Raw genomic sequence first — 25,596 nt, forward strand, 5'->3', positions numbered from 1 at the left:
AAACTCAATTTTTTGCTAAAAGATATGTTGCCACACGCTCTGCTTCTTTAAAAGCATTTGGTTCAGGCAACTGAGCTAACAAGAGCGATTTCGAGACAATTCCTTTCGCCAATAATCCATCTACCGATGTCGTAATACGGTCCTGTTTGGTTCGATCCATAGCAATGACCCCAACTCGACAACCAGCAGTCAATGCCTCATAAATCATCGAAATGCTATCTTCCGTAACCCAAACCGCCTCTGCCTTTTGCATTTCTTCAAAAATCCAGCCTTGCGGCGTCTGTTCTACAGGAAAAAAGTGCACATGAGGTAAAAAAGTATATCTCTTCAAACGTTCAACAAACGGCTCAGGTGTTCGACGCGAAGTGGTAATAATGATTTCATTATTCGGATGTTGCTTCACAATGTGTTCAAGCGATGCAAAGACTTTATCCTCATGCCATTGATGGCGTTTAGATGAACCACCCAGTGCAATTAAAATCCGCCCCGATTGGTGGCGCTGTTCATTCACAATTGGATTCAGTGCCCCTTGGGTCACAATCACCCGATCAGAGGCTGAAATGCCATCATGTTCTGGAATCACACTGTAATTGAACCAAGCGAATGGATAATTCGGTTTCATTAAAATCACAGTTTTGGCCTGAGTATAAATTTTCCCAAGCAACAACACGCGTAATTGGGTATGACTGCCAACACCAAAAATAAAATCGGGTGCAGTTTTGAGCTGTGGAATAGATCTACGGAATAGTCCGAGCAAAAGTGGAAATAAAGCTAAATCTTCTATCGAGATTTCTTCAAAGCTGACCGTTTCTGAGGATTGTCTTTGTATAGCTTTAAACAAGCCGAGTGCTTGTGAACGGTGTCCCGCCTTTCCATCACTAACATAGACAATATGCATAAACTTAAACCATGATAAAATTTCAATAAAAAAAGGCGAAACCGAAGTCTCGCCTTTTGATCTTAACCGATCAACTTAGTTTACGTAAGTCAACCAATGTGCATATTTGTCGTTACGACCTTGAACTGCATCAAAGTAAGTCTTTTGAATTTCAGTTGTAATCGGACCACGTGCACCGCAACCAATTTGACGGTCATCATATTCACGAATTGGCGTTACTTCCGCAGCAGTACCCGTAAAGAATGCTTCATCGGCAATGTAGAATTCGTCACGTGTAATACGACGCTCAACAACTTGATAACCAAGATCTCTAGCAATCGTCATTACGGTTTGGCGTGTAATACCGTCAAGCGCACCACCAGAGATATCTGGGGTATGTAACACGCCATCTTTAATCAAGAATACGTTTTCGCCAGAACCTTGGCATACATAACCTTGAGGATCCATTAACATTGCTTCATCATAACCAGAATGTGCAACTTCTTGGTGAGCAAGAATTGACAAGGTGTAGTTACCAGATGCTTTTGCTTTACACATCGTCACGTTTGGATGGTGATGCGTGAAAGAAGAAGTTTTTACGCGAATCCCTTTCGCCATAGCTTCTTCACCCAAATATGCACCCCAACCCCATGCTGCAACTGCTGCATGAATGGTGTTGTTGGTCGCTGCAATACCTAGTTTTTCAGAACCAATCCAGATTAACGGACGTAAATAGCAAGATGCTAATTTATTTTCACGAACCACATCAATTTGAGCTTGTTCTAGCGTCGCTTGATCAAATGGAACTTTCATTTGATAAATTTTTGCAGAATTAAGCAAACGCTTAGTGTGGTCTTTTAAACGGAAAATCGCTGTACCTTTTGGTGTCTCGTAAGCACGCACACCTTCAAAGACACCCATACTGTAGTGCAAAGTATGCGTTAAAACGTGAACTTTCGCTTCACGCCAATCAACCAATTGTCCATCTTGCCAAATAAAACCATCACGATCAGCCAAATTCATGGCACACACTCCAAATTTTTATATACTGTCATTTTTATCCAACATAGCCGTAGCGGTTGGATCTATTAATCTTTGCCATAACTTGCAAACGATCACGCGGGTATTGTGCCAGTCCGCAGCATTGACTTGCATGGATTGATTCGCAAGCGCTAAACGGTGGCTCTCGGCTCGTTCACTGAGATAAGCTTGAATCAATGCTGTTGCATCGTTACTGGATAAGCAACCTGCTTTTGCAGCGTCTTCAAGGATTCGTACATTGTCGGAGTAGTGGGCGAGATCGGAATTCGACCCACTCCAGGCTAACACAGCATACTGTGCCATAAATTCAATATCAACGATACCACCTGCATCCTGTTTTAAATGAAAAATTCCATCTTTTTGCTGTTCTTTAGAAGAGCCTAAATGGTCTTTCATTTTTTGGCGCATTTTGAGTACTTCTTCGCGCACATTTGCCTCATCTCTTGGTTGCGTTAAGATGCGACAGCGCAGTTGCTCGAACTTATCTCGCAACGTTTCTTCACCTGCAATCGAGCGTGCGCGTACCAATGCCTGATGTTCCCACAACCACGCATTTTTAAGCTGGTATTGTTCAAATGCTTTTAAGCTGGTGACAAGCACACCTGCTTCCCCCGAAGGACGCAAGCGGGTATCAATTTCATAGACCCGACCATCTAAAGTTTGTGTCGTCATCAATGAGATAAACTTTTGCGCCACACGCATGGCAAATTCAAAACCACTGATAGATTTTGGTCCGTCGGTATCTGACTGTTCATCCATATAGTGAATAAACACCAGATCCAAGTCTGAACCATAGCCCAACTCAATGCCACCAAGCTTACCATAGCCCACAACGGCAAAAGCCATATGGTCAATGGCACAGCGCTGCCCTTCATTATCGAGTGGAAAACCATGTCTTTTCGCAACCATTTGATATGCCATGTTCAAAGTTGCATTCACAGACACTTCAGCAATATCGGTTAAGGCATCAGAGACTTTCATGAGTGGACTTTCAGCTAAAACATCGCTGGCTGCTACTGCCAAAACATTAGATTTTTTAAATAGACGCAACACTCGCATCAGGTCTTCGACTTCATCCAGTTCAATGCGCAGTAATTGCTGACGTAATGAATCTTGTAAATCCTGACGGCGGGGCAATTCAAAATCCATCGATAAAAATTCATCTAGCAATACGGGATAATGCGTCAATTCTTCACAAATCCACGGACTCACAGTGGCCATTTTGACTAAACGCTGTAGCGCACCTTTACTTTCGATCAACATCACCAGATACACAGTACGACGCATTACCGATTCGACCAAAGGCATTAAACGCAATAAAGCCGTTTGTGGTTTATCCGACTCTAAAATTGCCTCAATCAAATGCGGCCAGAACATTTTCAAACGTTGTACAGCTTTTGCAGGCAGTTTTTTCAAAGCATTGCCATACCAAAATTCATGCACTAAATTTTTGGCATCATCATCCAGTACGGCTTGTAAACGTTGTTCTAGCTGACCAAAACTCTCGACCAATGGGTCAGGTTCTTTTTCTTTAATCAAATGCTCGAATTGATAAATGACTTTAGCGCGCTTTTGATTGAGCACATCCAGAAATGCTTGCCAGTCAGCATAGCCCAAAGTTTCTACCATACGTTGGCGCAGTTCAGACTCATAGGGTAAAGATTGCGTCTGTTGATCATTTAAGGCCTGAATGGCATGTTCTACTCGACGCAGAAATAAATAGGCATCTTCCAGTTCAATCACCACTTGTGGGTCAAGTAATCCGACCTCACCCAAATGATGCAAACTCACCAGACATTGACGATCTTGCAACTCGAGTTTTGAACCGCCATAAATTAATTGGAAAACTTGTACGATAAATTCGACTTCACGAATCCCACCTGCACCCAGTTTAATGTCATCTTCAATATTACGACGCGCCACTTCTCGCTCGATCATGGCTTTCATTTCGCGCATAGCTTCAAATGCGGTGTAATCAACGTAGCGTCGGAATACAAATGGACGCGTCATGGCAAGTAGCTCATCACCTTCCTTGCCCCCCGTCACAATACGCGCTTTAATCCAAGCATAACGCTCCCATTCGCGTCCGTGCTGGCTCAAATATTTTTCCAAAGCCACATGGCTAATTGCGAGCGCAGACCCATCTCCCCACGGACGCAGACGCATATCCACACGGAACACAAAACCATCGGCAGTCATGTGATCCAGTAAATAAATCAGCTTTTGCCCCCAAAGAATACAAAACTGCTGAACATCAATGCATTTACGTCCATTGGTTTCACCTTGCTCATCGAAGGCAAAAATCAGATCGATGTCACTCGATAGGTTTAACTCTTGTGCACCATGTTTTCCCATGGCAATCACGATCAAATCTTGGACTTTACCACTATAGCCTATTGGCTCGCCATGCTTAGCAACCAGAGGTTTACGCGCAAAATCTTTCGCCGCACAAACCATCGCATCCGCAAAATCAGATAACTCCCGTGTTAAGGTCACAACATCGGTCAATTGGTTCGCATCTTGCCAAATCCAGCGAAACATAAGGCGTGCCCGCAAAATTCGACTTAAGCGTAGCCATGTGGTTTCATCTTCTACGTTGTCTAATTCTTGGTGAACTTGTGCAAAAATTTGTGGGGTGGTTAATGAAGTCTGAAACTGATCAACGCCATAATCTTGTTCTAATAAGGTTGTATGGATTGCCAAGACCTGTTCTGCATACTGGCTCGCACACAACGTTTTTTGCAATTGTTCAGCGTTCATCAAGAGCTACTCTCCTTCTTTGGCACATGCCTGATTCAACTTTTTTAAGCCATCGAGCTTCATGACATCTTAATTTTAATATCTGGACTCATCATTGCTGTTTTAATCCTGATTCGACCATCAATGGCTCTTTTGATCAGCAAAGTTCTGGTTGAACAATAAGCATATTTCGAAATAATCTGAGCTGATATTGGGCATAAGTATGACGTCGACTCCAGCTCGAGTGTACTCAATCAAATGCGGGGATACTACCGAATGCGTGTAGTTTTGAAGGTTTTTTTTGAACAATATGAATCATCTGGAAAAGAGATGTGATTAAGACGAAGTTTCTTTTTTCTTTTGGTTTTGACTCAGGGCTAAATAAGATTCCGCTCGTGGCAAAGTCACTTTAAATAGAGTACCTTCCCCCTCTTTGGATTGCACTTGAATTTCGCCCTGATTAATTTCTACAAAGCGTTTACACAGTACTAAACCAAGCCCCATCCCTTTTTCGCCGTCTGTGCCTTTAAAACTGACCGTTAACCGCGGTTGAAATAGCTGTTCAATTTGTTGCGAAGTCATACCCAAACCTGTGTCTTGAATCGCAATCTCAACCCCTTTGCTTGTGACTTCAGCAGAAATTTTGACTACGCCAGAACCATCCATATGCGTAAACTTTAACGCATTGGAAACTAAATTCTGAATCACCGAAGTGACCATATTAATATCGGCAAAAACTTTGATTTCTTCGGGTACAGCATTAATCAATTGGATCTTCTTTTTAACAGCTAAGCCATTCAGCACATCAAAAACAATTTTTGAAGCCTGTTTTAACTGGAAATTAATCGGATGGAAGACAAAACGCCCACCTTCTGCCATTGCCCAATTGAGTAAACTTTCTAATAAGCTATATGTCGATTGCGTCGTGTCATGCAAATAGTCTGCAATATTCTGAATACTGTCTTCATCCAAACTGCTCCGCTCTTGGGCTAAAACCTCTGAAAATCCAAGCAAGCCATGAAATGGGGCACGTAAATCATGTGCAATAATTTGGAAGAATTTGGTTTTACTAAAATTTAATGCAGACTGCTGCTCATACATTTCTTTCAGTTCTGCATGATCAATTTTAAGTTCAATATGCTTCATTAAACTGGCAAATAGCTCTTGCAGCATTTGAATTTGATCTTGCGTAAATGCCTGTGTTTGATGGTCAAACAAAGCCACGTGACCGACCGAATCACCTTCGCTATTTTGTAAATTCAAAACCACTAAACGAGGCTGTGATACCAAGCCTAAAGTTGAAATTGCTGTTAAGAAAATTGAATAATCAGGATGTCGCTCATCGATATACGCTTGTCTGACCAAACTGGGAAACAATGGGGAACTGGCATAGGCTTTTAAACCCGACTGCATTGACACCCATGCATAAGGCTCATTATAAAATTGTAAAACAGCATAATCCACAGCAAGCAGTTGCCGCGCCAATTTGAGAAAACTCGAAATTTGATTCTGTGGTGATGTGATCCCTAACAGCAATGAAAGTCTACAAGCGCTTAACTGCTCGGTTTCTGAGCCAATCTCTAAGAGTTGTATGTTCATAATTGCCTCGGAGAAAATCAAACATTGCGACAGTCGATTATGCAGATTCAGTTAAACCTTTAATTAAGAACAGATTTTTTAATTATGATACAAAAAATTAAAATATATTTACAAAAACAATATAATACTTAATTTCTGAGTTGACCAGTCATACATGTGTTAAACGCATAGATAAATTTCATCAAAACTAGATTTTTATCTCGTTTCTCTATACATTGTTCAATGTAAAACAAGTTTTATTCAGACTGACTTTCAATCCAATATCGTCACTCGACAGCATTTAGCACATACGACATTTTCAACAGCACTTGACCCATATTGTGATGACCATTCTGCAAAGGCTACTTTCAAAACTCAATCTAGATTTGAGAAAGTTAATTCTTTTTCTTGCGATGTTTAGTGTGTTTAGCCTATTTGTGATTTCACTGGCCGTCAGCTACTACATTCAGCGCCAACAACTGATTGAAAATTCATTGTCTGTCAATTTTGATTATGCTTCAAAAATTGCCCAAGGAACGGACTTACAATTTAAAAGTTTAGTCAAGCAACTGGCATATAGTGCAGACATTCTGGGTCATTCTTTTGATGATTCCAGCACACTGCAAAATGAAGTCAATCGCTTACGTTATCAATCCGATTTTTTTGACAGTGTCGTCATCATCAATAAACATGGACGCTTTGTCAGTTATGCACCAGAGCATTTGGCATTTAATAAACAGCAAGTCAATAAAACCTACGGCATTCAACTGTCATTAGAAAAAAAAGCCCCTGTTATCACACCACCTTATTATTCAATTCGACATAATTTAATCGTCTTTATCTCCCAACCGATTTTTGACCAAAACCACCAATATCTCGGTTTTATTGGCGGAGCATTGTATTTAAAGAAAAATAACTTAATCCGAGAGTTGCTCAGTATCAAATATAATTATCAAAACAGTTATATGTATGTGCTTGATCAATATAATCGCATTATTTTTCATCCTGATCCTAAACGAATTGGTGAAACGGTCACGCACAACTCGGGGCTTGCCCACATTCAGGCGACCAAGTATGGAAAAATGGAATTGGTAAATAGCCAAGGGCATGAAAATCTCGCGGGTTTTGCCTATGTACCGTCAACCAAATGGATCATCGTTTCCCAACAACCCACTGCGGTACTCTTAAAACAAGCCACCAGTATTGTTTATAAAATTTTGTTCGGTATGTCGATCTTTTATTTAGTTATTTTCTTTATTGTGTGGCGTATTGCCTATCTCATTTCCAATCCACTAGAACAGCTTGCAAAAATGGCCAGTGTATTGAATACCCCAGATATCGATCAAAAAATTAAAAGCATTGAACCTTGGTATTTTGAAGTTTTAAAATTCCGCCTATCTTTACTGCTGAGTGCTCAAAACTTTAAAAAGCGGATTAATGAGCTAAATTACCATGTCAATACTGACCCACTGACGGGCTTTTATAACCGTCGTGGCATGGATGTATTTACTCAAGAATTGATCAATGCCAAAACCCAATTTTGTGTGATCGCCATTGATATTGATCACTTTAAACAAGTCAATGATACCTATGGACATGACAAAGGCGATTTGGTCTTACAAAAAGTAGCTGAACTGATTCAGGCCAACTTCCGCGATAATGATGTGTGTTGCCGTTTCGGTGGTGAAGAATTTATTGTTTTAACACCAAGTACCGATTTGAATATTGGTTATAAACTCGCAGAACGCCTAAGACTAAAATTAGAATCGACTTTAATTGAAGGGATTGGTCCAATCACCATTTCCATTGGTCTTGCACATTGGCCTGACACTTCCATTCATATTAAAGCCGTCATGAAACTGGCTGATGAAAACATGTATCAAGCCAAAGCGAATGGGCGTAATCGCATCTGTATGTAACGTAAACTGGTGCTTGAGAATTGAATCGCGCCGAATAAACGTCATCTTAAGCAATCAAAATCAGATTACCTCCATCCCCACGTTTCACGATTTGATGGTTAAAAGCTCGAGTTGCTCGACTTCCATGGGCATAGCGAGTAAATAGCCTTGTAATTGTTGACAACCTAAACGCGATAAAATTTCTGCTTGTGAGGCACATTCCACCCCTTCAGCTGTCACCACCAAACCGAGTTTAATCGCCAGTTGAATAATACTTTCTAGAATCATTTCTTCTTTAGAATCAACTTCTAAATCATAAATAAACTCACGATCTATTTTCAACTCATCCACTGGAAGATTTTTTAAATACAGAAAACTCGAATGGCCTGTACCAAAATCATCAATTGCCAACTTGATGCCCATTTGACGCAAACGCTCAAAACTCAAAATACTGGATTCAATATGATGCATCGCTGTCGTTTCTGTAATTTCAATCATCAAATGACTTGGATCAATTTGATATTTTTCAAATAACTGTTCTAGGTTGCTAAATAAATGCTTGTGTTCAAATTGCACAGCAGAAAGGTTTACAGCAACAGGGAAAAACGGTGCATTATTTTTTTCCCAAATTTGAATCTGACGGCACGCTTGTTCCAGTACCCAATAGCCCACTTCAATAATCAGTCCGGTCTTTTCAGCACCCCGAATAAACATATTTGGGGTTAATAGCCCCAAAGTTGGATGCTGCCAACGAATTAATGCTTCCACACCACAAATTTGATGATCGCGAGTAGTAAATTTAGGTTGGTAAAACAAGATAAATTGCTGCTCTTCCACAGCCTTATATAAATCATTGATTAATTTAGTTAAACTTTTTGTTTCTTGCTGATCTACCGTATAGTTAAACACCGAATAGGTATTGCGACCCTGATATTTCGAGGAAAGCATTGCCGCATCTGCATTGATTAGTAAATCTTGCAAATTATTGCCATGTTCAGGAAACATCGCGATACCAACGCTTGCCGAGATATTAATTTCCTTCCCTGCAATCAAAAAGCTATTTTGAATTTGTTCAAGTGCAACATTTGCCATATGTTCGGCTTGTTCTAAACTCGCATCTTCAATCACCATCAAGAATTCATCACCACCAATACGGAGTAATTTTTGATGTTCATTCAATTGGGCATGAATACGGCTTGAAAGCTGAACCAACAATTGGTCGCCAACATGATGACCAAAGACATCATTCACCCCCTTAAATCGATCTAAATCAATAAAAAGAAAAGCAATTTTTTGGTCATTATAACGGTGATTGGTAAATAGAAAGTGCGCATATTCAGCTAAATACAATCGGTTAGGTAATTTGGTCAGATTATCCCGAACCGCTTGTTTCGCCAGCTCTTGGTTTGCCGTATATAATTGTAAGTTGCGCTCTTCTAAGCGTTGCTCTAACACCGCGACAAAAAAAGCGGCAATAAAAATCAGAGAAGTCACCAATAATACGGTGAATAAAATTAAGCTATAACCCGATTGGTTTAAGATGATCAAATCGGTGGCATATTTCACAAACTTGGTAGCAGCCATACCACTAAAATGCATACCGACAATGGTCGTCGACATCATTAATGCAATACCCAGTTTTAACCAGAGTTTATATTTGATTGCAGCTTTATATTTAAATGTTAACCAGAAGGTTAAGCCTGAACCACAGATTGCAAAAATAATTGAAAACACCACCAACATGGCATCGTATTGAATATGATAAGACGGCAATTCTAATGCAAGCATCCCTGTATAGTGCATGCCAGAGATACCCAATCCCATTAATACCGCCCCCATAATGAGACGTGCAAATGATAAGGTTGGACGGGTAATTAGCCATATGGCAAATGTCGAAGCAATAAATGCAATTAAATAAGATGTTAAAGTTAGCCCCAAATCTACAGTAAATGATTCTGGGAAATGGTAGGCGAAAATAGCAATAAAATGCATACACCAAATGGCAACCCCAAGCACCAATCCACTGGTCACCAAAATTACGTTGTGAAGCTTCTGCTGTGGCTCACGAAATAATAATTGCTCGAGTGACACGACCATTAAACATGCCAACAAAGCAAATAAAATAGAACCTATAACTAGGCTTAAATCATAATGTATATGAACCATATAAAGCTTCCGTTTAGGTCATCTTTTTTTTATCAATACATTCAAAGTCGAGCTCTCAAGCGATAAAAAACGGTAAGTTTTTTCAAATTTTATAATCCTGTTTAGAATCTAATACTCTATCCTTTTGGTCAAGTGTTTATTCTTGAATATTTTGAAAAAATAGTAGCACAATTGACTGTTATCCATTTATTTTTTATGCCTTTTTTAACACTCAGAATACAATAAAGCCAGTCCGATGGGACTGGCTTTAAATCAGGTCTATCCTGCTAAAGAATCAGGACTTCACTTTCGGTATTTTCGCATAATCCAGCAATACATTCGCCGCTTCGGTCACAAATGCTTCCTCTTCAGGTAATGCAGGGCGTTGCGTTGCTTTCATTTTGGCACGAGACTCCGCCAATGCATCTAGAGATGCTTGGTAGCTCTCCCAATTTGCATATGGCTTTTGTCCTGTCGCCTGACGACGTTGGTTTTCCGCCTGTAAAGTTTCTTGCTCTAGTGCTGTCAACTCCGCTTTACGTTGGTCCATATCGAGAACAATACGTTTTTGTTCATCCGATTTTTTCGCAATCGCTTTGCGCTGTTCCAAATATTTGAACTGTGGCTCAACACTCACGCGTTGTTCAGAAGCTTGATCAAGTTGTTGTACATAAGGTTTAACGGAACCTTCTCGCTTAAATGGTGCTGTCGGAATGGTGTCCCATTTCAAGGCATTCTTCGCTTTACGTTCACCAAACTCTTCATTATAGATATCCACCAACGTTACATCTGGAATGACACCTTTGTTTTGTGTGCTTCCGCCTGTGATACGGTAGAACTTACGTTGAGTCAAGGTCGCCTGTCCATAAGCCAAACTGTCCAGTTGGACCTGTGCAGTCCCCTTACCTGTGGTGGTACTCCCAATGACAATGCCACGCTCATAATCTTGAATGGCAGCAGAATAAATTTCACTGGCCGAAGCTGAAGCCAAATTAATCAAGATTGCCAACGGACCCGCATAGGTCTGCGCGCCACCGTCATCATCTTCAAACACGCTGACATTGCCATTGCCATCTCGAATTTGTACCACTGGACCAGACTTAATCACCTGCCCTAGCATACGCGCCACTTCTTCTAAAGAACCACCAGGGTTATTCCGTAAATCAATAATGATGCCTTCTACATTTTTCGTTTGCAGATCTTTCAAGGCATTGTTGGTATCTTCTGACACCGAACGATATTCATTGCCCGCACGACGCGCGCGATAGTTCAAGTAGAAAGATGGGATTTCAATGACACCCATCCGGTGCACTTTACCATCACGTTTCACTTCAACCACACGTGAACGTACTCCAGCATCTTCTTCCTGAATCACATCACGTACGATGATGACATTACGTGCTTGGTTCATTGAAGCACCCGCTGCCAATAGACGTACCGTCACTTTGGTGCCACGTTTACCACGAATCAACCCCACAATTTCATTGCTTGGCCAACCGACAACATCAATCATTTTTTCGCCGTCTTGCGCCACACCAATAATGCGGTCACCCGACTTCACTTGCCCTGTTTTACTTGCAGGACCACCATCTACAATGGTTTCAATCTTGGTGTAGTCTTCATTGCCACGTTCTGGGCGAATGGATACCCCAATTCCTTCTAACTGTAAGGTCGTTTGACGGTTCAATTCCATCGCATCAACAGGTGGGAAATAGTTGCTGTGCGGATCATAGGTCAGCATCATCGCATTTAAGGTTTTATCCAGAACATCATCACTTTTGGTACGGCTAATACGTTCCAATTGACGGGTATAGCGTTTAGTCAGGGTTTGTACTGGAGTCAGGTCTTCTGGACTGGTTAGATCCTGTCCATTGGCGAGTTCTGGATTATCTTTCAGAACTTTTTGCTTGGCTTGCTCTTCTTGTTTGCTAATGTTCAAATTGATGAGTTGTGACACCAGCATTTTTTGCCAATAGGCACGCTGCTCTTGAGTATTTTTAAAATAAGCTGCTTTTTCACGATCGACATCAATATAAACATTTGGCTGATTCAAATTTTGCGTTTTTTTCAGCTCTGCCAACATAAACGCATAAAACTGTGTCAAACGTTCACGATATTGGGCATGAATGGCATAAGGACCAGTTAAATCCCCTGCTTTTAATGCTGCGCCAAAGGTCGCACCATATTGTTTCTTATATTGCTCAACTTCTGAGTTCAGAAAAATTGTATGGTCTGGATCTAAACTGTCCAGATAAAAATCGAGAATGCGGTTCGAAGTATCTGCATCCAAACGCATATTTAAATAATGTTGACGGTCAACTAAGGTTGCCAATTGTCGTGAAACTAGCGCTTGTTCTTTTGTTGGCACGACAGATTTTGAGACTACAGCGGTATCGTTGGCTGCAATTGCTTGATTGATTGCGTGTGTGAAAAACAAACCACCAGTCGCAATGGCAACTGCACAAGCTATTGTTTGAAGTTTCATAAATAATTTGTACTTCCTTGGTTTTTGACCAAAATTACTGCGTCGTTATTCAACATGAATGGTGCAGATTCAACATCTTAAACAACTAAATATGTTTATGTCGTGTAGTTTTATCATAATCTGTGCTGACAAAATGTAGCAAATCATTGCAGAATTCGGGTATTGTTTCGCGGAAGCTGATCCCTTCAGCTTCTTTATTTAAATAATTCAAACACGGACACCGATATGATTGGCGCATTGATGCTAGACATCGCTGGCACAGAACTTACCCAAGAAGATATTGAACTATTGCAAGCTCCGCAAGTCGGTGGCGTGATTTTATTTGCACGAAATATTCAGTCCCCACAACAAGTCCGTGCACTGACCGATCATATGCGTCAAATTCGTCCTGAAATTTTAATTGCGGTCGATCAGGAAGGTGGACGTGTACAACGTTTAAGACAAGGCTTTACCCTACTTCCTGCCATGGGTCGCTTTGGTGAGTTATACCAAAAAGATGCTGAGCAGGCATTAGACCTTGCTGAACAATGTGGTTGGCTCATGGCAACTGAGGTTTTGGCTGTTGGGATTGATTTTAGCTTTGCCCCTGTGCTCGACTTAAATGACATTAGCGATGTGATTGGTGACCGTGGTTTTGCCAAAAACATGCAAGACATTGTGCCGCTTGCCAGTGCTTTTCTGAACGGTATGAAACGTGCAGGTATGGCTTCAACAGGCAAACATTTCCCTGGGCATGGTTCAGTGAAGGCAGACTCACATGTCGCGGCTGCCATTGATTCACGTCCTTATGCGGAAATCTTTGCCAAAGACATGCAAAGTTTTATCCAACTGATGCCTCAGCTTGATGCCTTAATGCCCGCGCACGTGATTTATGAGCAGGTCGATCCGAACCCAGCAGGTTTCTCTGAGTTCTGGATTCAAAACATTCTTCGTCAAGAATTGAAATTTAATGGCGTGTTGTTCTCCGATGATTTAAGCATGCAGGCTGCGTGTGTCGTTGGTGGTGCAGATGCCCGTATTCAAGCTGCTCTGAAAGCAGGTTGTGATATGGGGCTGGTGTGTAATGATCGTGCTGCGCAATGTATCGCTTTGGCAGGCATGACAGAATTACCGCTACCAAATCAACAACGTTTAGAACGTATGCGCGGGAAAATCCCGAATATTCAAATTGGTGAAACTTTAGCGTTGGGCGCTGAATGGCAACGTGTAAGAGACAACATTACCGCCTTTAGAAATACCAACTAACTATTCGACGGAAGGAGCACCACAAAGTGCTCCTTTTTCTTTATGATGTAAGCACTTTCAGCAACGATTGCTGTACTAAAATCAAAACAAAAAAGTAGGTCAGGAAGACATGACAGAAGGACTTTCACAACATCGCCATATCTCTTTTACAGCCCATTACACAGGTTACATTTGGTATCAAATGGGGATTTCAAATGCCGTTTTTGCCACAGCCAAAGGTAAATTTTTAGCAAAACTGGTGCATCCTTTAGAATCTTGGGCAGAGCGCTATGTGGGGGGCAGTATGCGCAGTACCTTGAAGCAACGCCACCGTATGATTGATGAACATCTCTATCAATTGATTGCACAACACCCGCAGCTACAAGTCTTAGAAATTGCATGTGGGCTTTCACCGCGCGGTTGGAGTTTCCGTCGCAAGTTTCCAAACTTGGTCTATCGAGAATTAGACTTGCCCGAAATGGCACACGTCAAAACTCAAGCACTGCAACAACTTGAATCCAATAGCCCTCAGGTATTCAGCGCTGATATTTTTAGCGATGAATTTACTCAGGTTTTTCAAAAATTTGACACGCGATTTCCACTGGTGGTGATTAGTGAAGGACTAATTAACTACTTTGATAAAACCCTATTGGCACAATTATTCCAAGCAATTAATCACAATGGGCAGCATTTCCCTGAAATTCATTATCTCAGTGATATTTACCCTGAACCCGTCAAAAATAAATTGGCACATATTATTTGGAGTAGCAGCAAACTGTTAAAAATGATGTCCCGTAGTGCCTTTAGTTTTCACTTTACTCAACCGAATGAGCTTCAGCATTTTTTGCAAGATGCAGGTTTTCAAACCTCATCCATCATTCAACCCAAACTCTATTTCCAAGCACAAACAGATGAAAACACCTCTGAAGAACATCTGGGCGATTTGGTCTGGATGCTACACGCCTCAAGTAAACCTGCCTCACAACCCACTTTAAAGTACTAAAATAAAAAAGGGAGCGATCTATAGCTCCCTTTGATTGACACTTCATTGCAAATTTCTAGTCACTGGATTTTTAAGCACTTGCCGACATCATCAAGGCTTGCTGGCGTTGAATATAGCGCAGTAGACGTTCCGCCACGTCAAAGCTGCCGTGTTTAAATAGGGCACGAACATGCGTTTCACCTATTTCGAAGATCAAACATTCAATCGCAAAAGAACCTTCCTCATCGTGCAGATGTAAAGCTAAATCACGTGGATATTGTGCAGCGATTTGACTGTCACCTTGGGTAAAATTGAGTTTTAAACCAAAGAAATTCATATCTTCAATTTCAGTTGCTAGCTGTAAATCTGAATGGCGATGAGTTAAATGCGTAAATGGTTGACTCACCTGAATTCTTGCTTCGCCACGCCGCTCCATGGTTAATAGCTGTGCCCGTGTCATATTTAGAATGCCATCTAACTGCTGAATAGACTCGCCACGTAAATAAGTTGCGAATAAATGCATGGTTTCTTTACGGCGTTGTAATTGTGGCACATGATCCGCATTGGCAATCATGGCAAATTCCATCTCAGGACATTGCAAGGCAAAATTGGCATTTTCATACGGCAAGGTGAAACTGTCATATTGACCGCAAGCCACTAAAACCTTACAGCTTGGAATTGGTACATCGGTTAAACGGAGCAAGCGATTACAGTTAATCTCATAGCGTTCTTGCTCGGTTGCAGTAAATTCTGCCATCTGTCGAAAGAACAAACGCTTTGCTGTTGGCGACATTCGAGTCACATCCAGTTTGGCATGATTCACCAAATACAAAATGACCGCCTGACCGAATTCCTCCATACGCTGTTCTTGCATTAAAAATAAGGATTCTTCGAGTAACATGCGCCAGCTTTTGCGTGTTTTTTGCATTACGCCCATCAGAATCATGCGATCAATCAATTCTGGACGTAAATCTGCCAAACCCGATGCCAACACGGAACCTAAAGACATTCCCATGACTGAAACTCGCTTCAGCCCGACAATATCCAACCACTGTCCCAACATGACTGCAAGATCACTTAACTCTAATGTCCCTGCCGAAAGCCCTGTATCGACATTGCTAATTTGCTGATTTGCACCCATAGATGGTAAATCAATTAAAATGACGGGGCCTGCGGCAAACAGTTGCTCTACACAATATTTATAGGAGTTAAAATTTTGGAATGCCCCACCAATAATCACAATGGGCGTACGGTGAAGCGTTTCAGGTTCAGCAATTGCCATGTACTCGATTTTCCACCCATCTATCCAAGTGGTTCGAGCTGGCTGTTTAAAGCTGTGCTTATTATATAAATCAAAAAAACCATGACGATTTATTGATGACTGTAATTCCGCGTCCAATTGGATAATGGAATTCATATTCCTTACCTCCATCCTTGTCTTATTTTTATTTTGCAAGACACTACTTTAAGCAACGTATGTACCTATTTTTAAGCACAAACTCATTCTATTTTTGTGTAAGACGTCAATGTCATTATCGCTTGTCATAATATACAAAGGTTGTTTTTAGGCGCAACTCATTCCATGACCGCTTATCTTTTTTTACGGTAAAAGCGATGTAAGACATAGCACATGCTAAATTTTTGCCTATTTTTACCGAGATACTTCATTGTCAGTACACAGGCTGTTACTATCGGAACTGAAATTTCTAAGTGATCAAACCGCCATGCAAGAGTCGATTGAACAATATATGCAAACGGTAGGACAACAAGCACGCCAAGCTTCGCGCGTGTTAGCCAGCGCTTCTACCCAAATGAAAAACAATGCTTTGTCAGCAATTTACACAGCATTACAGAACAATGAGTCTACGATTTTAGCGGCCAACCAAATAGACATGGATAAAGGCCGTAACAATCAATTAGACAGTGCCTTGCTTGATCGCTTAGAACTTACCCCCACACGCTTTAAAGCGATGCTACAAGGTCTGAAAGATGTCATCAGTCTGGTCGATCCGATTGGTGAAATCACGGATTTAGCCTACCGTCCTTCTGGCATCCAAATTGGAAAAATGCGCGTGCCACTGGGTGTGGTCGGTATGATTTATGAATCACGCCCAAATGTAACCTTAGAAGCCGCTTCTCTGGCGTTGAAGTCTGGTAATGCCATTATTTTACGTGGTGGTTCTGAAGCATTGGAGTCGAATAAAGCCATTGCGGCAGCTATTCAGCATGGCCTCAAAGCATCAGGTTTACCTGAAACTTCAGTTCAAGTGATTAATACAGTGGATCGTGCAGCAGTAGGTCATTTGATAACCATGTCGGAATATGTGGATGTGATTGTTCCACGTGGAGGCAAAGGTTTAATTGAGCGTATTAGCAATGAAGCCCGTATTCCTGTGATTAAACATTTAGATGGCAACTGCCATGTCTTTGTGGAAGCGCAGGCAGATTTACACAAGGCGCTACCGATTGCACTGAATGCCAAAACCCATCGTTATGGCGTGTGTAATGCTATGGAAACACTCTTGGTGGATGAGAACGTTGCCGAAGCGTTTTTACCACGTATTGCAGAGCTATATGCAGAGAAAAATGTTGAACTGCGTGGTTGCCTTGAAACACAACGGATTTTAGGCAGTGGCGTCAAGCCTGCAAGTGAAGAAGATTGGTACACCGAATATTTAGGTCCAATTTTGGCAGTTAAAGTCGTATCAGGAATGGATGAAGCCATTGAACATATTAATAAATATGGTTCGCATCATACCGATTCGATTATTACTGAAAACTTCAGTTTGGCGCGTCAATTCCTTGCACGAGTCGACTCTAGCTCAGTGATGGTGAATGCCTCTACACGTTTCGCCGATGGTTTTGAATATGGTCTAGGCGCTGAAATTGGCATCTCTACCGACAAAATTCATGCGCGTGGCCCAGTCGGCTTAGAAGGTTTAACTTCGCAAAAATGGATTGTGTTAGGCGACGGACAAATTCGTCAATAATTCCTCTCTATCTAAAGTATCTTTAAGTGTTCAGTTTCAACCATGAAGCTGAACACAGCGACTACACTCTCCCTGCCCTAAATCTTGTAACATGATAAAAAAATTGAAAAAGATAAAAGGGAAATCGCATGTTTTACTATTTGATCATTTGTACCTTTTTACTGGCATTACTGGTTTCTTTTACGGTAATGAAAATTTTTTCCAATTCGATTAATGCTATTCTGGCACGCATTATTCACGATCCGATTCATGAAGCTTGGGCAAAATACACCAAATTTGCCGGTATGGTGGTCGGAACATCTTCAGGCATTCGTATTTACGATATGGAAAAATACATCACGCCGCTGACTTATACCGATAATGACAAGAAAATTGTGATTGAACTGACTCAAGAGCGCTGGGTACTGGAAATTTATCGGACGATTATTGAAACCTTACAAGGTCTGGCTTGGATGATGCTGGTCTTTTTTATGGTGGCATTAATTGCTTATGTGATTGTACGCTGGTCAGAAATCAAGTATCAAAACTAAGCATAAAAACAACATTTAGCACCTGCTCAAAATTCATTTCTCATGCTAGGGTTAAAGACGTACAGGCAGGAGAATTTATGCTTGGGTACTATTTCATTAATAAATGAAAACCATCAACCAATAAATTCTATTTATTATTATTTCACTGGTCGATAGTGCTTAAGTCTAATCTCCTAAAGTCTATCTAGGACAGAAAATCAACACATGATAAAACATCATTACTGATCTGGATTGCATTGATAAGTACTGCATAAAGATCACTTTAGGGACGACTTATTTCAATTAAAATTCGGGTATATAAACGTGTCTACATCAGTATTAGTAATTAACTGCGGTTCATCTTCAATTAAATATGCACTTGTTTCAGAACGCCGTGAAGATCGTATTTTTGGTTTGGCAGAAAACTTAGGCTCTGCTGAAGCCCGCATTAAAGGTGTCACTGTTGGTGGCGCACCACTAGAACTGTCTATTCCCCATGCGGATCATGAAAAAGCATTAGAAACAATTTTAGAGCGTCTTTCTCACTATAACCCTCAAGCCATTGGTCATCGCGTTGTACATGGTGGTACATTGACCAAAGCTGAATTATTGACACCAGAAATTATTGAACGTATTCGTGAAGCGACGCCGCTTGCACCGCTTCACAACCCTGCACACCTTGTTGGCATTGACGCGACCATGCGTTTATTCCCTGAATTGCCACAAGTTGCTGTATTTGATACTGCATTCCACCAAACCATGCCTGCACATGCTTATCGCTATGCGGTGCCTAAATTCCTTTACACTGAACACAATGTCCGTCGCTATGGCTTCCACGGCACCAGCCACGCTTATGTGTCTGAACGTGGTTCAGAGTTGGCAGGCAGCTTAAAACAAGGCGGCTGGTTGACAGCTCACTTAGGTAACGGTAGCTCGACTTGTGCCATCTGGAATGGTCAAAGTGTTGACACTTCTATGGGCTTAACGCCACTTGAAGGTATTGTGATGGGGACTCGTAGTGGTGATGTAGACCCGAGCTTACACAGCTTCTTGGCAGCTAACCTTGGTTGGGATGTCTATAAAATTGACAAGATGCTCAACAAAGAAAGCGGCTTACTTGGCTTATCTGACAATTTGTCTAACGATATGCGTACCTTGATTGAAGCGTCTGAACAAGGCAATGAAGATGCGACTTTGGCGATTGAAGTTTTCTGCTATCGCCTTGCAAAATCTCTAGCTGGACTGAGCTGTGGCCTACCGCGTTTAGATGGTTTGTTCTTCACAGGCGGTATTGGTGAAAATTCTGCGTATATTCGTGAAAAAACCATGGCGTACTTACCGCACTTTGGTTTTAACCTGAACAAAGAACAAAATAACAACCTAAAACGTGGTACTGAAGGTCGCATTGATGCAGGGACTGGCCCACAAATTTGGGTGATTCCAACCGATGAAGAAGGTCGTATCGCGAAAGAGACAGCAATTGTTGTCGACAATGAGGTTAATCAGACAACTGCAAAAAAGCCTGAATCAACTGCCGCGATTGCTTAAGCAATCGCGCCTTGACTGCCTTTCCTTTTTTTAATGAATACATAACGACTATGAAAACAATTCTTTTAGTCCCAACTGGTGAAGGCGTTGGCCTAACATCGGCATGTTTAGGTTTAAGCTATGCTTTAGAATGCCAAGGTGTTAAAGCGGGCTTTCTTAAACCTTTTTCTCAAGAAACTAAAATTGAAGCTGATCGCACCAGTGCACTTTTTCAGCATCTTACCAAAAGTGAAACAGTTGAGCCTATTCCTTATGCAACCGTCACTCAGCAATTAAATTGTGGTGAAAGTGATGAACTGTTGGAAGAAGCTGTTCGTCTACATCGTCAAATTGCAAAGAAGCATGACATTATTATTGTTGAAGGGTTATTACCCAACGCACGTGATGCTTTTGCCTCTGAACTGAATGCCGCGTTAGCAAAAGCATTAGATGCCAAAGTCATCATCGTGAGCAATGCAGATATTCATAATGCCCCTGCATCGGCTGAAAAAGTCGAAGCTCAACTGCGTCATTTTGGTGGTGCATCGAGTGACCGTACTGCTGGGGTGCTATTCATGCGTACCAAAGGCTTGCCTGAAGGTTCTGCACAAATTCCATTGACCTTTGATCCAAGCCTACGCTTAGTAAGTGATACCAATAAATTTGTGGCAGATATTCAAAAAACTCATGCCCATATTGGGACAGCACAACTGCCCGTCATTGGTCTGGTGCCATTCAGTAATACACTGAGTGTACCGCGCATGTCTGATTTAGCAGCCAATTTACAAGCTGAATGGATTAGCCAAGGTGAAGCGTTACAACGCCGAGTTCTGCACAGCAGCCTGATCGCAGCCAATATTGAACACGAACTGGATAAGTTTGTTGCAGGTGAGTTAATCATTAGTGCTTCAGACCGTATTGATGTTTTGTTGGCAAGTAGCTTGGCAAGCAGCAATGGAACGCCACTCGCAGGTCTACTATTAACTGAACACCATGCACCCAATAGCCAAATTCTAGATTTCTGCCAGACTGCGATTAAGCAAGGCTTACCAATCTTACATACCCCACTGAGTACGTTTGAAACGGCGCAAAGCTTAATGAACTTGAGCAATGAAATTCCAGTGGATGACACTGAGCGCGCCGAGCAAGTCACTCGCTTCGTCTCAAGCCATATTAATGAAGAATGGTTAGCTCAGCTCCTGAAGGGTGCTTATCATCCTCGTCTATCTCCTTCGGCTTTCCGTCATGAACTGGTGCAAAAATCCATCCATGCCAAAAAGCGCATTGTATTACCTGAAGGTGATGAGCCGCGCACCATTCAAGCCGCTGCAATCTGTCAATCTCGTGGTATTGCCCAATGTATTCTTTTGGCTAAACCAGAAGCTGTGATTGAGGTGGCAAAAGCCCGCAATATCGAGTTGCCATTTGACCTTGAAATTATTGACCCTGACCTTATTCGTGAAAACTATGTCGGGCAAATGGTCGAGTTACGTAAAGGCAAAATCAACGAATTACAGGCACGTGAGCAACTGCAAGATACTGTGGTCTTAGGCACTATGATGCTAGCGCTCGATCAAGTTGATGGTTTAGTTTCTGGTGCAGTACATACCACAGCCAATACGGTTCGCCCTGCATTCCAGTTAATTAAAACTGCCCCAGAATACTCATTGGTTTCTTCAGTATTTTTTATGCTGTTGCCTGATGAAGTCTATGTTTACGGTGACTGTGCGATTAATCCAGATCCAAATGCTGAACAACTGGCGGAAATTGCCATTCAATCGGCAGACTCGGCAAAAGCATTTGGTATTGACCCACGTATTGCCATGATTTCCTACTCTACAGGTACATCAGGTGCAGGTGTAGAAGTCGAAAAAGTGGCCCAAGCGACAGCTATTGCAAAACAGCGTCGCCCTGACCTCTTGATTGATGGTCCATTACAGTACGATGCAGCCTCTGTGGAAAGTGTTGGCCGCTCTAAAGCACCAGATTCTCCAGTTGCAGGTCGTGCCAATGTCTTTATCTTCCCAGATTTAAATACAGGTAATACCACCTACAAAGCAGTACAACGTTCTGCCAATGTCGTAAGCGTCGGCCCAATGTTGCAAGGTTTAAACAAACCTGTAAATGACTTGTCTCGTGGTGCCTTGGTGGATGATATTGTGTTCACAATTGCGCTCACTGCGATTCAAGCAGAACAACAAGTTGAAGCCAAAGCCAGCAAAGCGTCTTAAACAATTTTTCGTTTTTCCAAACCACTCTTTCGAGAGTGGTTTTTTTTGCTTTGATCAATCAATCCAATTACCCATTTACCCCAGAATATCTACAGTGGTTCAAACTTTTCTTGCCAACCAAACGGTATGCCCCGTACATTCAGGATCTTCCGCCACCATTTTCAACACCTCAAAGCCATATTGAACTAATAAATGGTGGTATTCTTCTGGGGCTAAACTGGCATGATACAATGCTTGACCAAACAGCTCCCCTATCGCTTTGCCCTGTGCAGGACCGCTGGTAAACATCAGCACTGTTCCCAGTTTGGCATGTCGTGCAAATTGCGCAAACATGTGCCGTTGATCGTCTTGCGTCAAATGGAAAAAGCTGTCCCACGCCAAGATTGCATCAAATTTTTGTTCTAGATTGAGTTGGCGCATGTCCGCCTGAAGCCATGTTTGTTCAGGAAAGTTTGCTCGTGCCATTTGTAACATTAGCTCGGAACTATCTACCCCAGTAATTGCGCAACCCTGTTCAATTAAATAAGTAGCAATCGGTTTCCCCGACCCACAGCCTAAATCCAAAACATGTGCTTGATCTGGCAGCAAAGCCAACATGCGATCCAACCACACTTTTTCAAATAGCCACTCTCCACGCACTGCCATCCATTCACGTGCATACTTTTGATAAAGCTCAATAATATTTTCTGATAGATGATTGTTTGGCATCACGTTTCTTATTTATGTTAAAGACATGAATGATCTGCTTTGTGATCTACCCAAAACTCAGCTTTGTTTTGAAAGTTGTATACCCTTTGACCGTGGTATTTTAACAAAGAAAATCGCGTTACCACATAAAATCAGGATCACCCCAATCACTGCATTCGAATGCCATTGATAACCTTCCCACACTGTTGAAATCACTAAAGCTACCAACGGAAATAACAAAGTACTATATGCCGCCTTGCCCGAACCAATACGCCCCACCAAATAGAAATAGGCCGTAAAACCAATCACCGAACCAAAAATTGCTAAATAAATTAAAGCCGAAATTGCACTTAAAGGCATCGTTGGAAAAAAGTCGTCCTGTTGGACACATGAAATGAATGCCATTAAAAAAGCACCATAGAACATACCGTAGGCATTGGTCGTAAAAATATCCAATCCATTTTTCTGATGGCGCGTACTAATCATATTGCCCAGAGAAAACCCATAAGTTCCGACCATACACAGTGATATTCCGAGTAAGGTTTGACTGTTTAATCTGGTGCCAATCACATCCTGCCAAAACAAAGCAACAATCCCGAGCACCCCAAGCAAAGCCGCAGGATAGAACCGAGATGGAATTTGCTGTGCAAAGAACAGTTTGGCATTCAAGGTATTAAAGATCACCGCCATGGAGAAAATCACCGCTTCTAAGCCACTACTCACATATTGCACTGCATAATAAAAACAGACAAAGTTAAAACCAAAAATACAGCAGGCCTGTAACATGCAAAACAGATGATCTTTCACTGTCAGTTTTTGCAATTTACGCCACAGCGCAATAAAAGCAAACAAGACAAGTGCTGAAATAAAAAAACGCCAGAACACCGCCACATTGGCAGATATACCGCTTTGTTGTTGTAGGCTAATAGCAATCCATGTTGTGCCCCAAATCACCACAACCAAAGCATATAATAGCGCATTCATTCAATTTCAACCCAAACTCATAACCTTGAGCACATTATCTCGGAACAAAGACACTCAATACTTACAGCTTCTTGCGGTCACTATCATCAACTTGTGATTTTTTACCGAATTTTGCCTACGGATGACAAGACCGAATAGAAGTCCTACACTAGTTACTCAATTTGGCACTGCGTGTAGAAGATGAAATATCAGATTCTAGATCAATTACAACAACACAAAGCCCAACTCCTCGACTCAGTCGAATTGGGTTCAGGCATGCAGCTCGCCATGTGGCAAAATAACCAAGACTGCGTACAGGTCTGTAGCAATCACCACACTTTAAGCATGTACATTCAGGGTGGATATCACAGTTATCAAAAAACCGCGCGCGGTTGGCAGAATGGTGGTGGTCCCGACCACATGTGTCTGTTGCCACAGGATTTTGATTCAACATGGGATTTACGTGATCCACTGACCTTCGTGCATTTATACTACACTGAACAACACTTAAAACGCGTAGCAGAACAAGTCTGGGACCGTGAACCAAGCCAAATACAGTTAAATCCGCAAAGTTTTGTCGCCGATCCACAAATTGCGATGATTTATCGACACTTTTTACTCAATAGTGCCTGGCAAAACCGTGAAAACCATTTGCAGATGAGTACTGCCACCACGCTGCTGCTTAACCATTTAATTAAAAATTATAGTCATACCGAGTGGCAAGCTCCTGAAGTCAAAGGGGGCCTATCACCTTATATCCTAAAACAACTTTTACAATGGATTGATCGGCATCTACATTTAAGTTTAACCCTGTCCGATTTAGCACAACAAACTCAGCTCAGTGAGTATCACTTTGCTCATATGTTTAAACAGTCTATGCATATGCCACCGCATCAATATGTGATGCTACGACGACTGGAATTGGCACATCAGACATTACAAACCACCACTGCCACAATCACAGAAGTTTCAACGCAATATGGATTTAGTTCCAGCAGCCATTTTAGTCATCGCTTTAAAAAACACTTTGGCTATTCGCCTTCGCAAATGCTGAAAATGGGAAAAATCCAGCCTTTAAAAGAGACATTTGAAGATTTGAAGATTTGAAGATTTGAAGATTTGAAGATTTGAAGATTTGAAGATTTGAAGATTTGAAGATTTGAAGATTTGAAGATTTGAAGATTTGAAGATTTGAAGATTTGAAGATTTGAAGATTTGAAGATTTGAAGATTTGAAGATTTGAAGATTTGAAGATTTGAAGATTTGAAGATTTGAAGATTTGAAGAAAGTTTAAAACAAAAAAAGAAGATAAAGCTTAAGCCTGATCTTCTTTTTGACCGTAAAACCATGTTGCCGCAATAAAACAACTAAAACCAACAACCATTAGAATTGCAGATGCCATAACAAAATGCTCTATTTGGAATGCGCTTATTATGTGAAAGTTTTATGACAAATTTATGACAATTCCATCACTTTGAATTTACTCAAATCACCAACAAAGTAAAGTCAGTTAATTCAACACATTAAATTTAGGTCCTCCATTCACCCTTGTACTTTTTCAATCAATGTTGTCAGTTGTTCAAATATCGCAACTAAAATATGGTGTTCTTGATAACCGATTTTATCCATTAAACTTTAGCCCAAAAATGCAGCAAAATACCCACAACCGTGACGTTATACCTTATAATTTAGCCCGCTAGCTAACAGCCCGCTCAAGAGA

General features: G+C 41.4%; 18 protein-coding genes and 1 pseudogene. 8 read left to right on the plus strand and 11 right to left on the minus strand.

All coding sequences use genetic code 11. The features are described 5' to 3' along the window. Nucleotides 1-4: 4 nt before the first annotated feature. The 4 genes from M5E07_RS13610 to M5E07_RS13625 form a co-directional block, all read right to left on the minus strand. Nucleotides 5-898 carry an ELM1/GtrOC1 family putative glycosyltransferase gene (locus tag M5E07_RS13610; RefSeq protein WP_252220011.1) on the minus strand — a complete coding sequence of 298 codons (894 nt, stop codon included), beginning with the start codon at nt 896-898 and terminating at the stop codon, nt 5-7. A 75-nt stretch (nt 899-973) separates the two neighbouring features. Next, entirely contained in the window at nt 974-1,900 is a 927-nt protein-coding gene (locus M5E07_RS13615; RefSeq protein WP_116758602.1) for a branched-chain amino acid transaminase, read from the minus strand. Between the two features lie 18 nt (nt 1,901-1,918). Beyond that, nucleotides 1,919-4,678 (minus strand): bifunctional [glutamate--ammonia ligase]-adenylyl-L-tyrosine phosphorylase/[glutamate--ammonia-ligase] adenylyltransferase, encoded by a 2,760-nt coding sequence (glnE, locus tag M5E07_RS13620; RefSeq protein WP_252220014.1) that lies wholly within the window; start codon nt 4,676-4,678, stop codon nt 1,919-1,921. Between the two features lie 315 nt (nt 4,679-4,993). Further along, on the minus strand, nt 4,994-6,256 hold the full coding sequence (locus tag M5E07_RS13625; protein ID WP_252220017.1) for a sensor histidine kinase: 1,263 nt from the start codon (nt 6,254-6,256) through the stop codon (nt 4,994-4,996). A 323-nt stretch (nt 6,257-6,579) separates the two neighbouring features. Between M5E07_RS13625 and M5E07_RS13630 the strand changes: the two genes are divergently transcribed. Next, nucleotides 6,580-8,154 carry a sensor domain-containing diguanylate cyclase gene (locus M5E07_RS13630; RefSeq protein ID WP_252220019.1) on the plus strand — a complete coding sequence of 525 codons (1,575 nt, stop codon included), beginning with the start codon at nt 6,580-6,582 and terminating at the stop codon, nt 8,152-8,154. 84 nt (nt 8,155-8,238) lie between these two features. Here the strand turns inward: M5E07_RS13630 and M5E07_RS13635 are convergent, their stop codons facing one another. Both M5E07_RS13635 and M5E07_RS13640 read right to left on the minus strand, forming a co-directional pair. Continuing rightward, the gene (locus M5E07_RS13635) at nt 8,239-10,299 is read right to left on the minus strand and encodes a putative bifunctional diguanylate cyclase/phosphodiesterase (RefSeq protein WP_252220021.1); all 2,061 of its coding nucleotides are present in this window, start codon (nt 10,297-10,299) and stop codon (nt 8,239-8,241) included. Between the two features lie 274 nt (nt 10,300-10,573). Further along, complete coding sequence (locus M5E07_RS13640) at nt 10,574-12,763, minus strand: carboxy terminal-processing peptidase (protein ID WP_252220022.1); 2,190 nt, start codon at nt 12,761-12,763, stop codon at nt 10,574-10,576. Between the two features lie 225 nt (nt 12,764-12,988). Between M5E07_RS13640 and nagZ the strand changes: the two genes are divergently transcribed. After that, nucleotides 12,989-14,008: a beta-N-acetylhexosaminidase gene (gene nagZ, locus M5E07_RS13645; RefSeq protein WP_252220024.1), complete on the plus strand. Its 1,020-nt coding sequence runs from the start codon at nt 12,989-12,991 to the stop codon at nt 14,006-14,008. A 109-nt stretch (nt 14,009-14,117) separates the two neighbouring features. Continuing rightward, nucleotides 14,118-14,990, plus strand: a complete 873-nt coding sequence (locus M5E07_RS13650; protein WP_252220026.1) for a class I SAM-dependent methyltransferase — start codon at nt 14,118-14,120, stop codon at nt 14,988-14,990. Nucleotides 14,991-15,060: 70 nt separating this feature from the next. Here M5E07_RS13650 and M5E07_RS13655 read toward each other — a convergent pair whose 3' ends face one another. Beyond that, nucleotides 15,061-16,386, minus strand: a complete 1,326-nt coding sequence (locus M5E07_RS13655; protein WP_252220028.1) for an alpha/beta fold hydrolase — start codon at nt 16,384-16,386, stop codon at nt 15,061-15,063. Nucleotides 16,387-16,693: 307 nt separating this feature from the next. Between M5E07_RS13655 and M5E07_RS13660 the strand changes: the two genes are divergently transcribed. The 4 genes from M5E07_RS13660 (at nt 16,694) to pta (ending at nt 22,226) form a co-directional block, all read left to right on the plus strand. Beyond that, the gene (locus M5E07_RS13660) at nt 16,694-17,959 is read left to right on the plus strand and encodes a glutamate-5-semialdehyde dehydrogenase (RefSeq protein ID WP_252220030.1); all 1,266 of its coding nucleotides are present in this window, start codon (nt 16,694-16,696) and stop codon (nt 17,957-17,959) included. Between the two features lie 128 nt (nt 17,960-18,087). Continuing rightward, nucleotides 18,088-18,489 (plus strand): hypothetical protein, encoded by a 402-nt coding sequence (locus M5E07_RS13665; protein WP_252220032.1) that lies wholly within the window; start codon nt 18,088-18,090, stop codon nt 18,487-18,489. A gap of 303 nt (nt 18,490-18,792) precedes the next feature. Continuing rightward, nucleotides 18,793-20,016 carry an acetate/propionate family kinase gene (locus tag M5E07_RS13670; RefSeq protein WP_016168219.1) on the plus strand — a complete coding sequence of 408 codons (1,224 nt, stop codon included), beginning with the start codon at nt 18,793-18,795 and terminating at the stop codon, nt 20,014-20,016. Between the two features lie 50 nt (nt 20,017-20,066). Further along, nucleotides 20,067-22,226 carry a phosphate acetyltransferase gene (pta, locus tag M5E07_RS13675; protein WP_116758612.1) on the plus strand — a complete coding sequence of 720 codons (2,160 nt, stop codon included), beginning with the start codon at nt 20,067-20,069 and terminating at the stop codon, nt 22,224-22,226. A gap of 99 nt (nt 22,227-22,325) precedes the next feature. Here pta and M5E07_RS13680 read toward each other — a convergent pair whose 3' ends face one another. Further along, entirely contained in the window at nt 22,326-22,934 is a 609-nt protein-coding gene (locus M5E07_RS13680) for a class I SAM-dependent DNA methyltransferase (protein ID WP_252220035.1), read from the minus strand. 57 nt (nt 22,935-22,991) lie between these two features. Beyond that, the gene (locus tag M5E07_RS13685; protein ID WP_252220039.1) at nt 22,992-23,897 is read right to left on the minus strand and encodes a DMT family transporter; all 906 of its coding nucleotides are present in this window, start codon (nt 23,895-23,897) and stop codon (nt 22,992-22,994) included. Nucleotides 23,898-24,077: 180 nt separating this feature from the next. On the opposite strand from M5E07_RS13685, the gene M5E07_RS13690 reads away from it, so the two are divergent. Continuing rightward, nucleotides 24,078-24,983, plus strand: coding sequence for a helix-turn-helix transcriptional regulator (locus M5E07_RS13690; RefSeq protein ID WP_252220041.1), 906 nt, complete (start codon nt 24,078-24,080; stop codon nt 24,981-24,983). Here the strand turns inward: M5E07_RS13690 and M5E07_RS16420 are convergent. Together M5E07_RS16420 and M5E07_RS16425 are read right to left on the minus strand one after the other, a co-directional pair. Next, complete coding sequence (locus M5E07_RS16420; protein ID WP_491523324.1) at nt 24,892-25,107, minus strand: hypothetical protein; 216 nt, start codon at nt 25,105-25,107, stop codon at nt 24,892-24,894. The two genes, M5E07_RS13690 and M5E07_RS16420, sit on opposite strands and share 92 nt — an antisense overlap. Further along, nucleotides 25,016-25,225: pseudogene (locus M5E07_RS16425) on the minus strand (hypothetical protein); the annotation flags it as partial. The gene M5E07_RS16420 and the pseudogene M5E07_RS16425, both read right to left, overlap by 92 nt. Between the last annotated feature and the right edge of the window lie 371 nt (nt 25,226-25,596).

It is taken from the genome of Acinetobacter tibetensis (assembly GCF_023824315.1).
GTDB classification, from domain to species: Bacteria; Pseudomonadota; Gammaproteobacteria; order Pseudomonadales; family Moraxellaceae; genus Acinetobacter; species Acinetobacter tibetensis.

Bases quoted from the DNA above. Each gene is read 5' to 3' on its own strand.
- M5E07_RS13685 (WP_252220039.1), bottom strand. From the start codon at position 23,897: ATGAATGCGCTATTATATGCTTTGGTTGTGGTGATTTGGGGCACAACA.
- M5E07_RS13650 (WP_252220026.1), top strand. From the start codon at position 14,118: ATGACAGAAGGACTTTCACAACATCGCCATATCTCTTTTACAGCCCAT.
- M5E07_RS13640 (WP_252220022.1), bottom strand. From the start codon at position 12,763: ATGAAACTTCAAACAATAGCTTGTGCAGTTGCCATTGCGACTGGTGGT.
- M5E07_RS13660 (WP_252220030.1), top strand. From the start codon at position 16,694: ATGCAAGAGTCGATTGAACAATATATGCAAACGGTAGGACAACAAGCA.
- M5E07_RS13665 (WP_252220032.1), top strand. From the start codon at position 18,088: ATGTTTTACTATTTGATCATTTGTACCTTTTTACTGGCATTACTGGTT.
- M5E07_RS13680 (WP_252220035.1), bottom strand. From the start codon at position 22,934: ATGCCAAACAATCATCTATCAGAAAATATTATTGAGCTTTATCAAAAG.
- M5E07_RS13630 (WP_252220019.1), top strand. From the start codon at position 6,580: ATGACCATTCTGCAAAGGCTACTTTCAAAACTCAATCTAGATTTGAGA.
- glnE (WP_252220014.1), bottom strand. From the start codon at position 4,678: ATGAACGCTGAACAATTGCAAAAAACGTTGTGTGCGAGCCAGTATGCA.
- M5E07_RS13690 (WP_252220041.1), top strand. From the start codon at position 24,078: ATGAAATATCAGATTCTAGATCAATTACAACAACACAAAGCCCAACTC.
- M5E07_RS13635 (WP_252220021.1), bottom strand. From the start codon at position 10,299: ATGGTTCATATACATTATGATTTAAGCCTAGTTATAGGTTCTATTTTA.
- nagZ (WP_252220024.1), top strand. From the start codon at position 12,989: ATGATTGGCGCATTGATGCTAGACATCGCTGGCACAGAACTTACCCAA.
- pta (WP_116758612.1), top strand. From the start codon at position 20,067: ATGAAAACAATTCTTTTAGTCCCAACTGGTGAAGGCGTTGGCCTAACA.
- M5E07_RS13655 (WP_252220028.1), bottom strand. From the start codon at position 16,386: ATGAATTCCATTATCCAATTGGACGCGGAATTACAGTCATCAATAAAT.
- M5E07_RS13625 (WP_252220017.1), bottom strand. From the start codon at position 6,256: ATGAACATACAACTCTTAGAGATTGGCTCAGAAACCGAGCAGTTAAGC.
- M5E07_RS13610 (WP_252220011.1), bottom strand. From the start codon at position 898: ATGCATATTGTCTATGTTAGTGATGGAAAGGCGGGACACCGTTCACAA.
- M5E07_RS13615 (WP_116758602.1), bottom strand. From the start codon at position 1,900: ATGAATTTGGCTGATCGTGATGGTTTTATTTGGCAAGATGGACAATTG.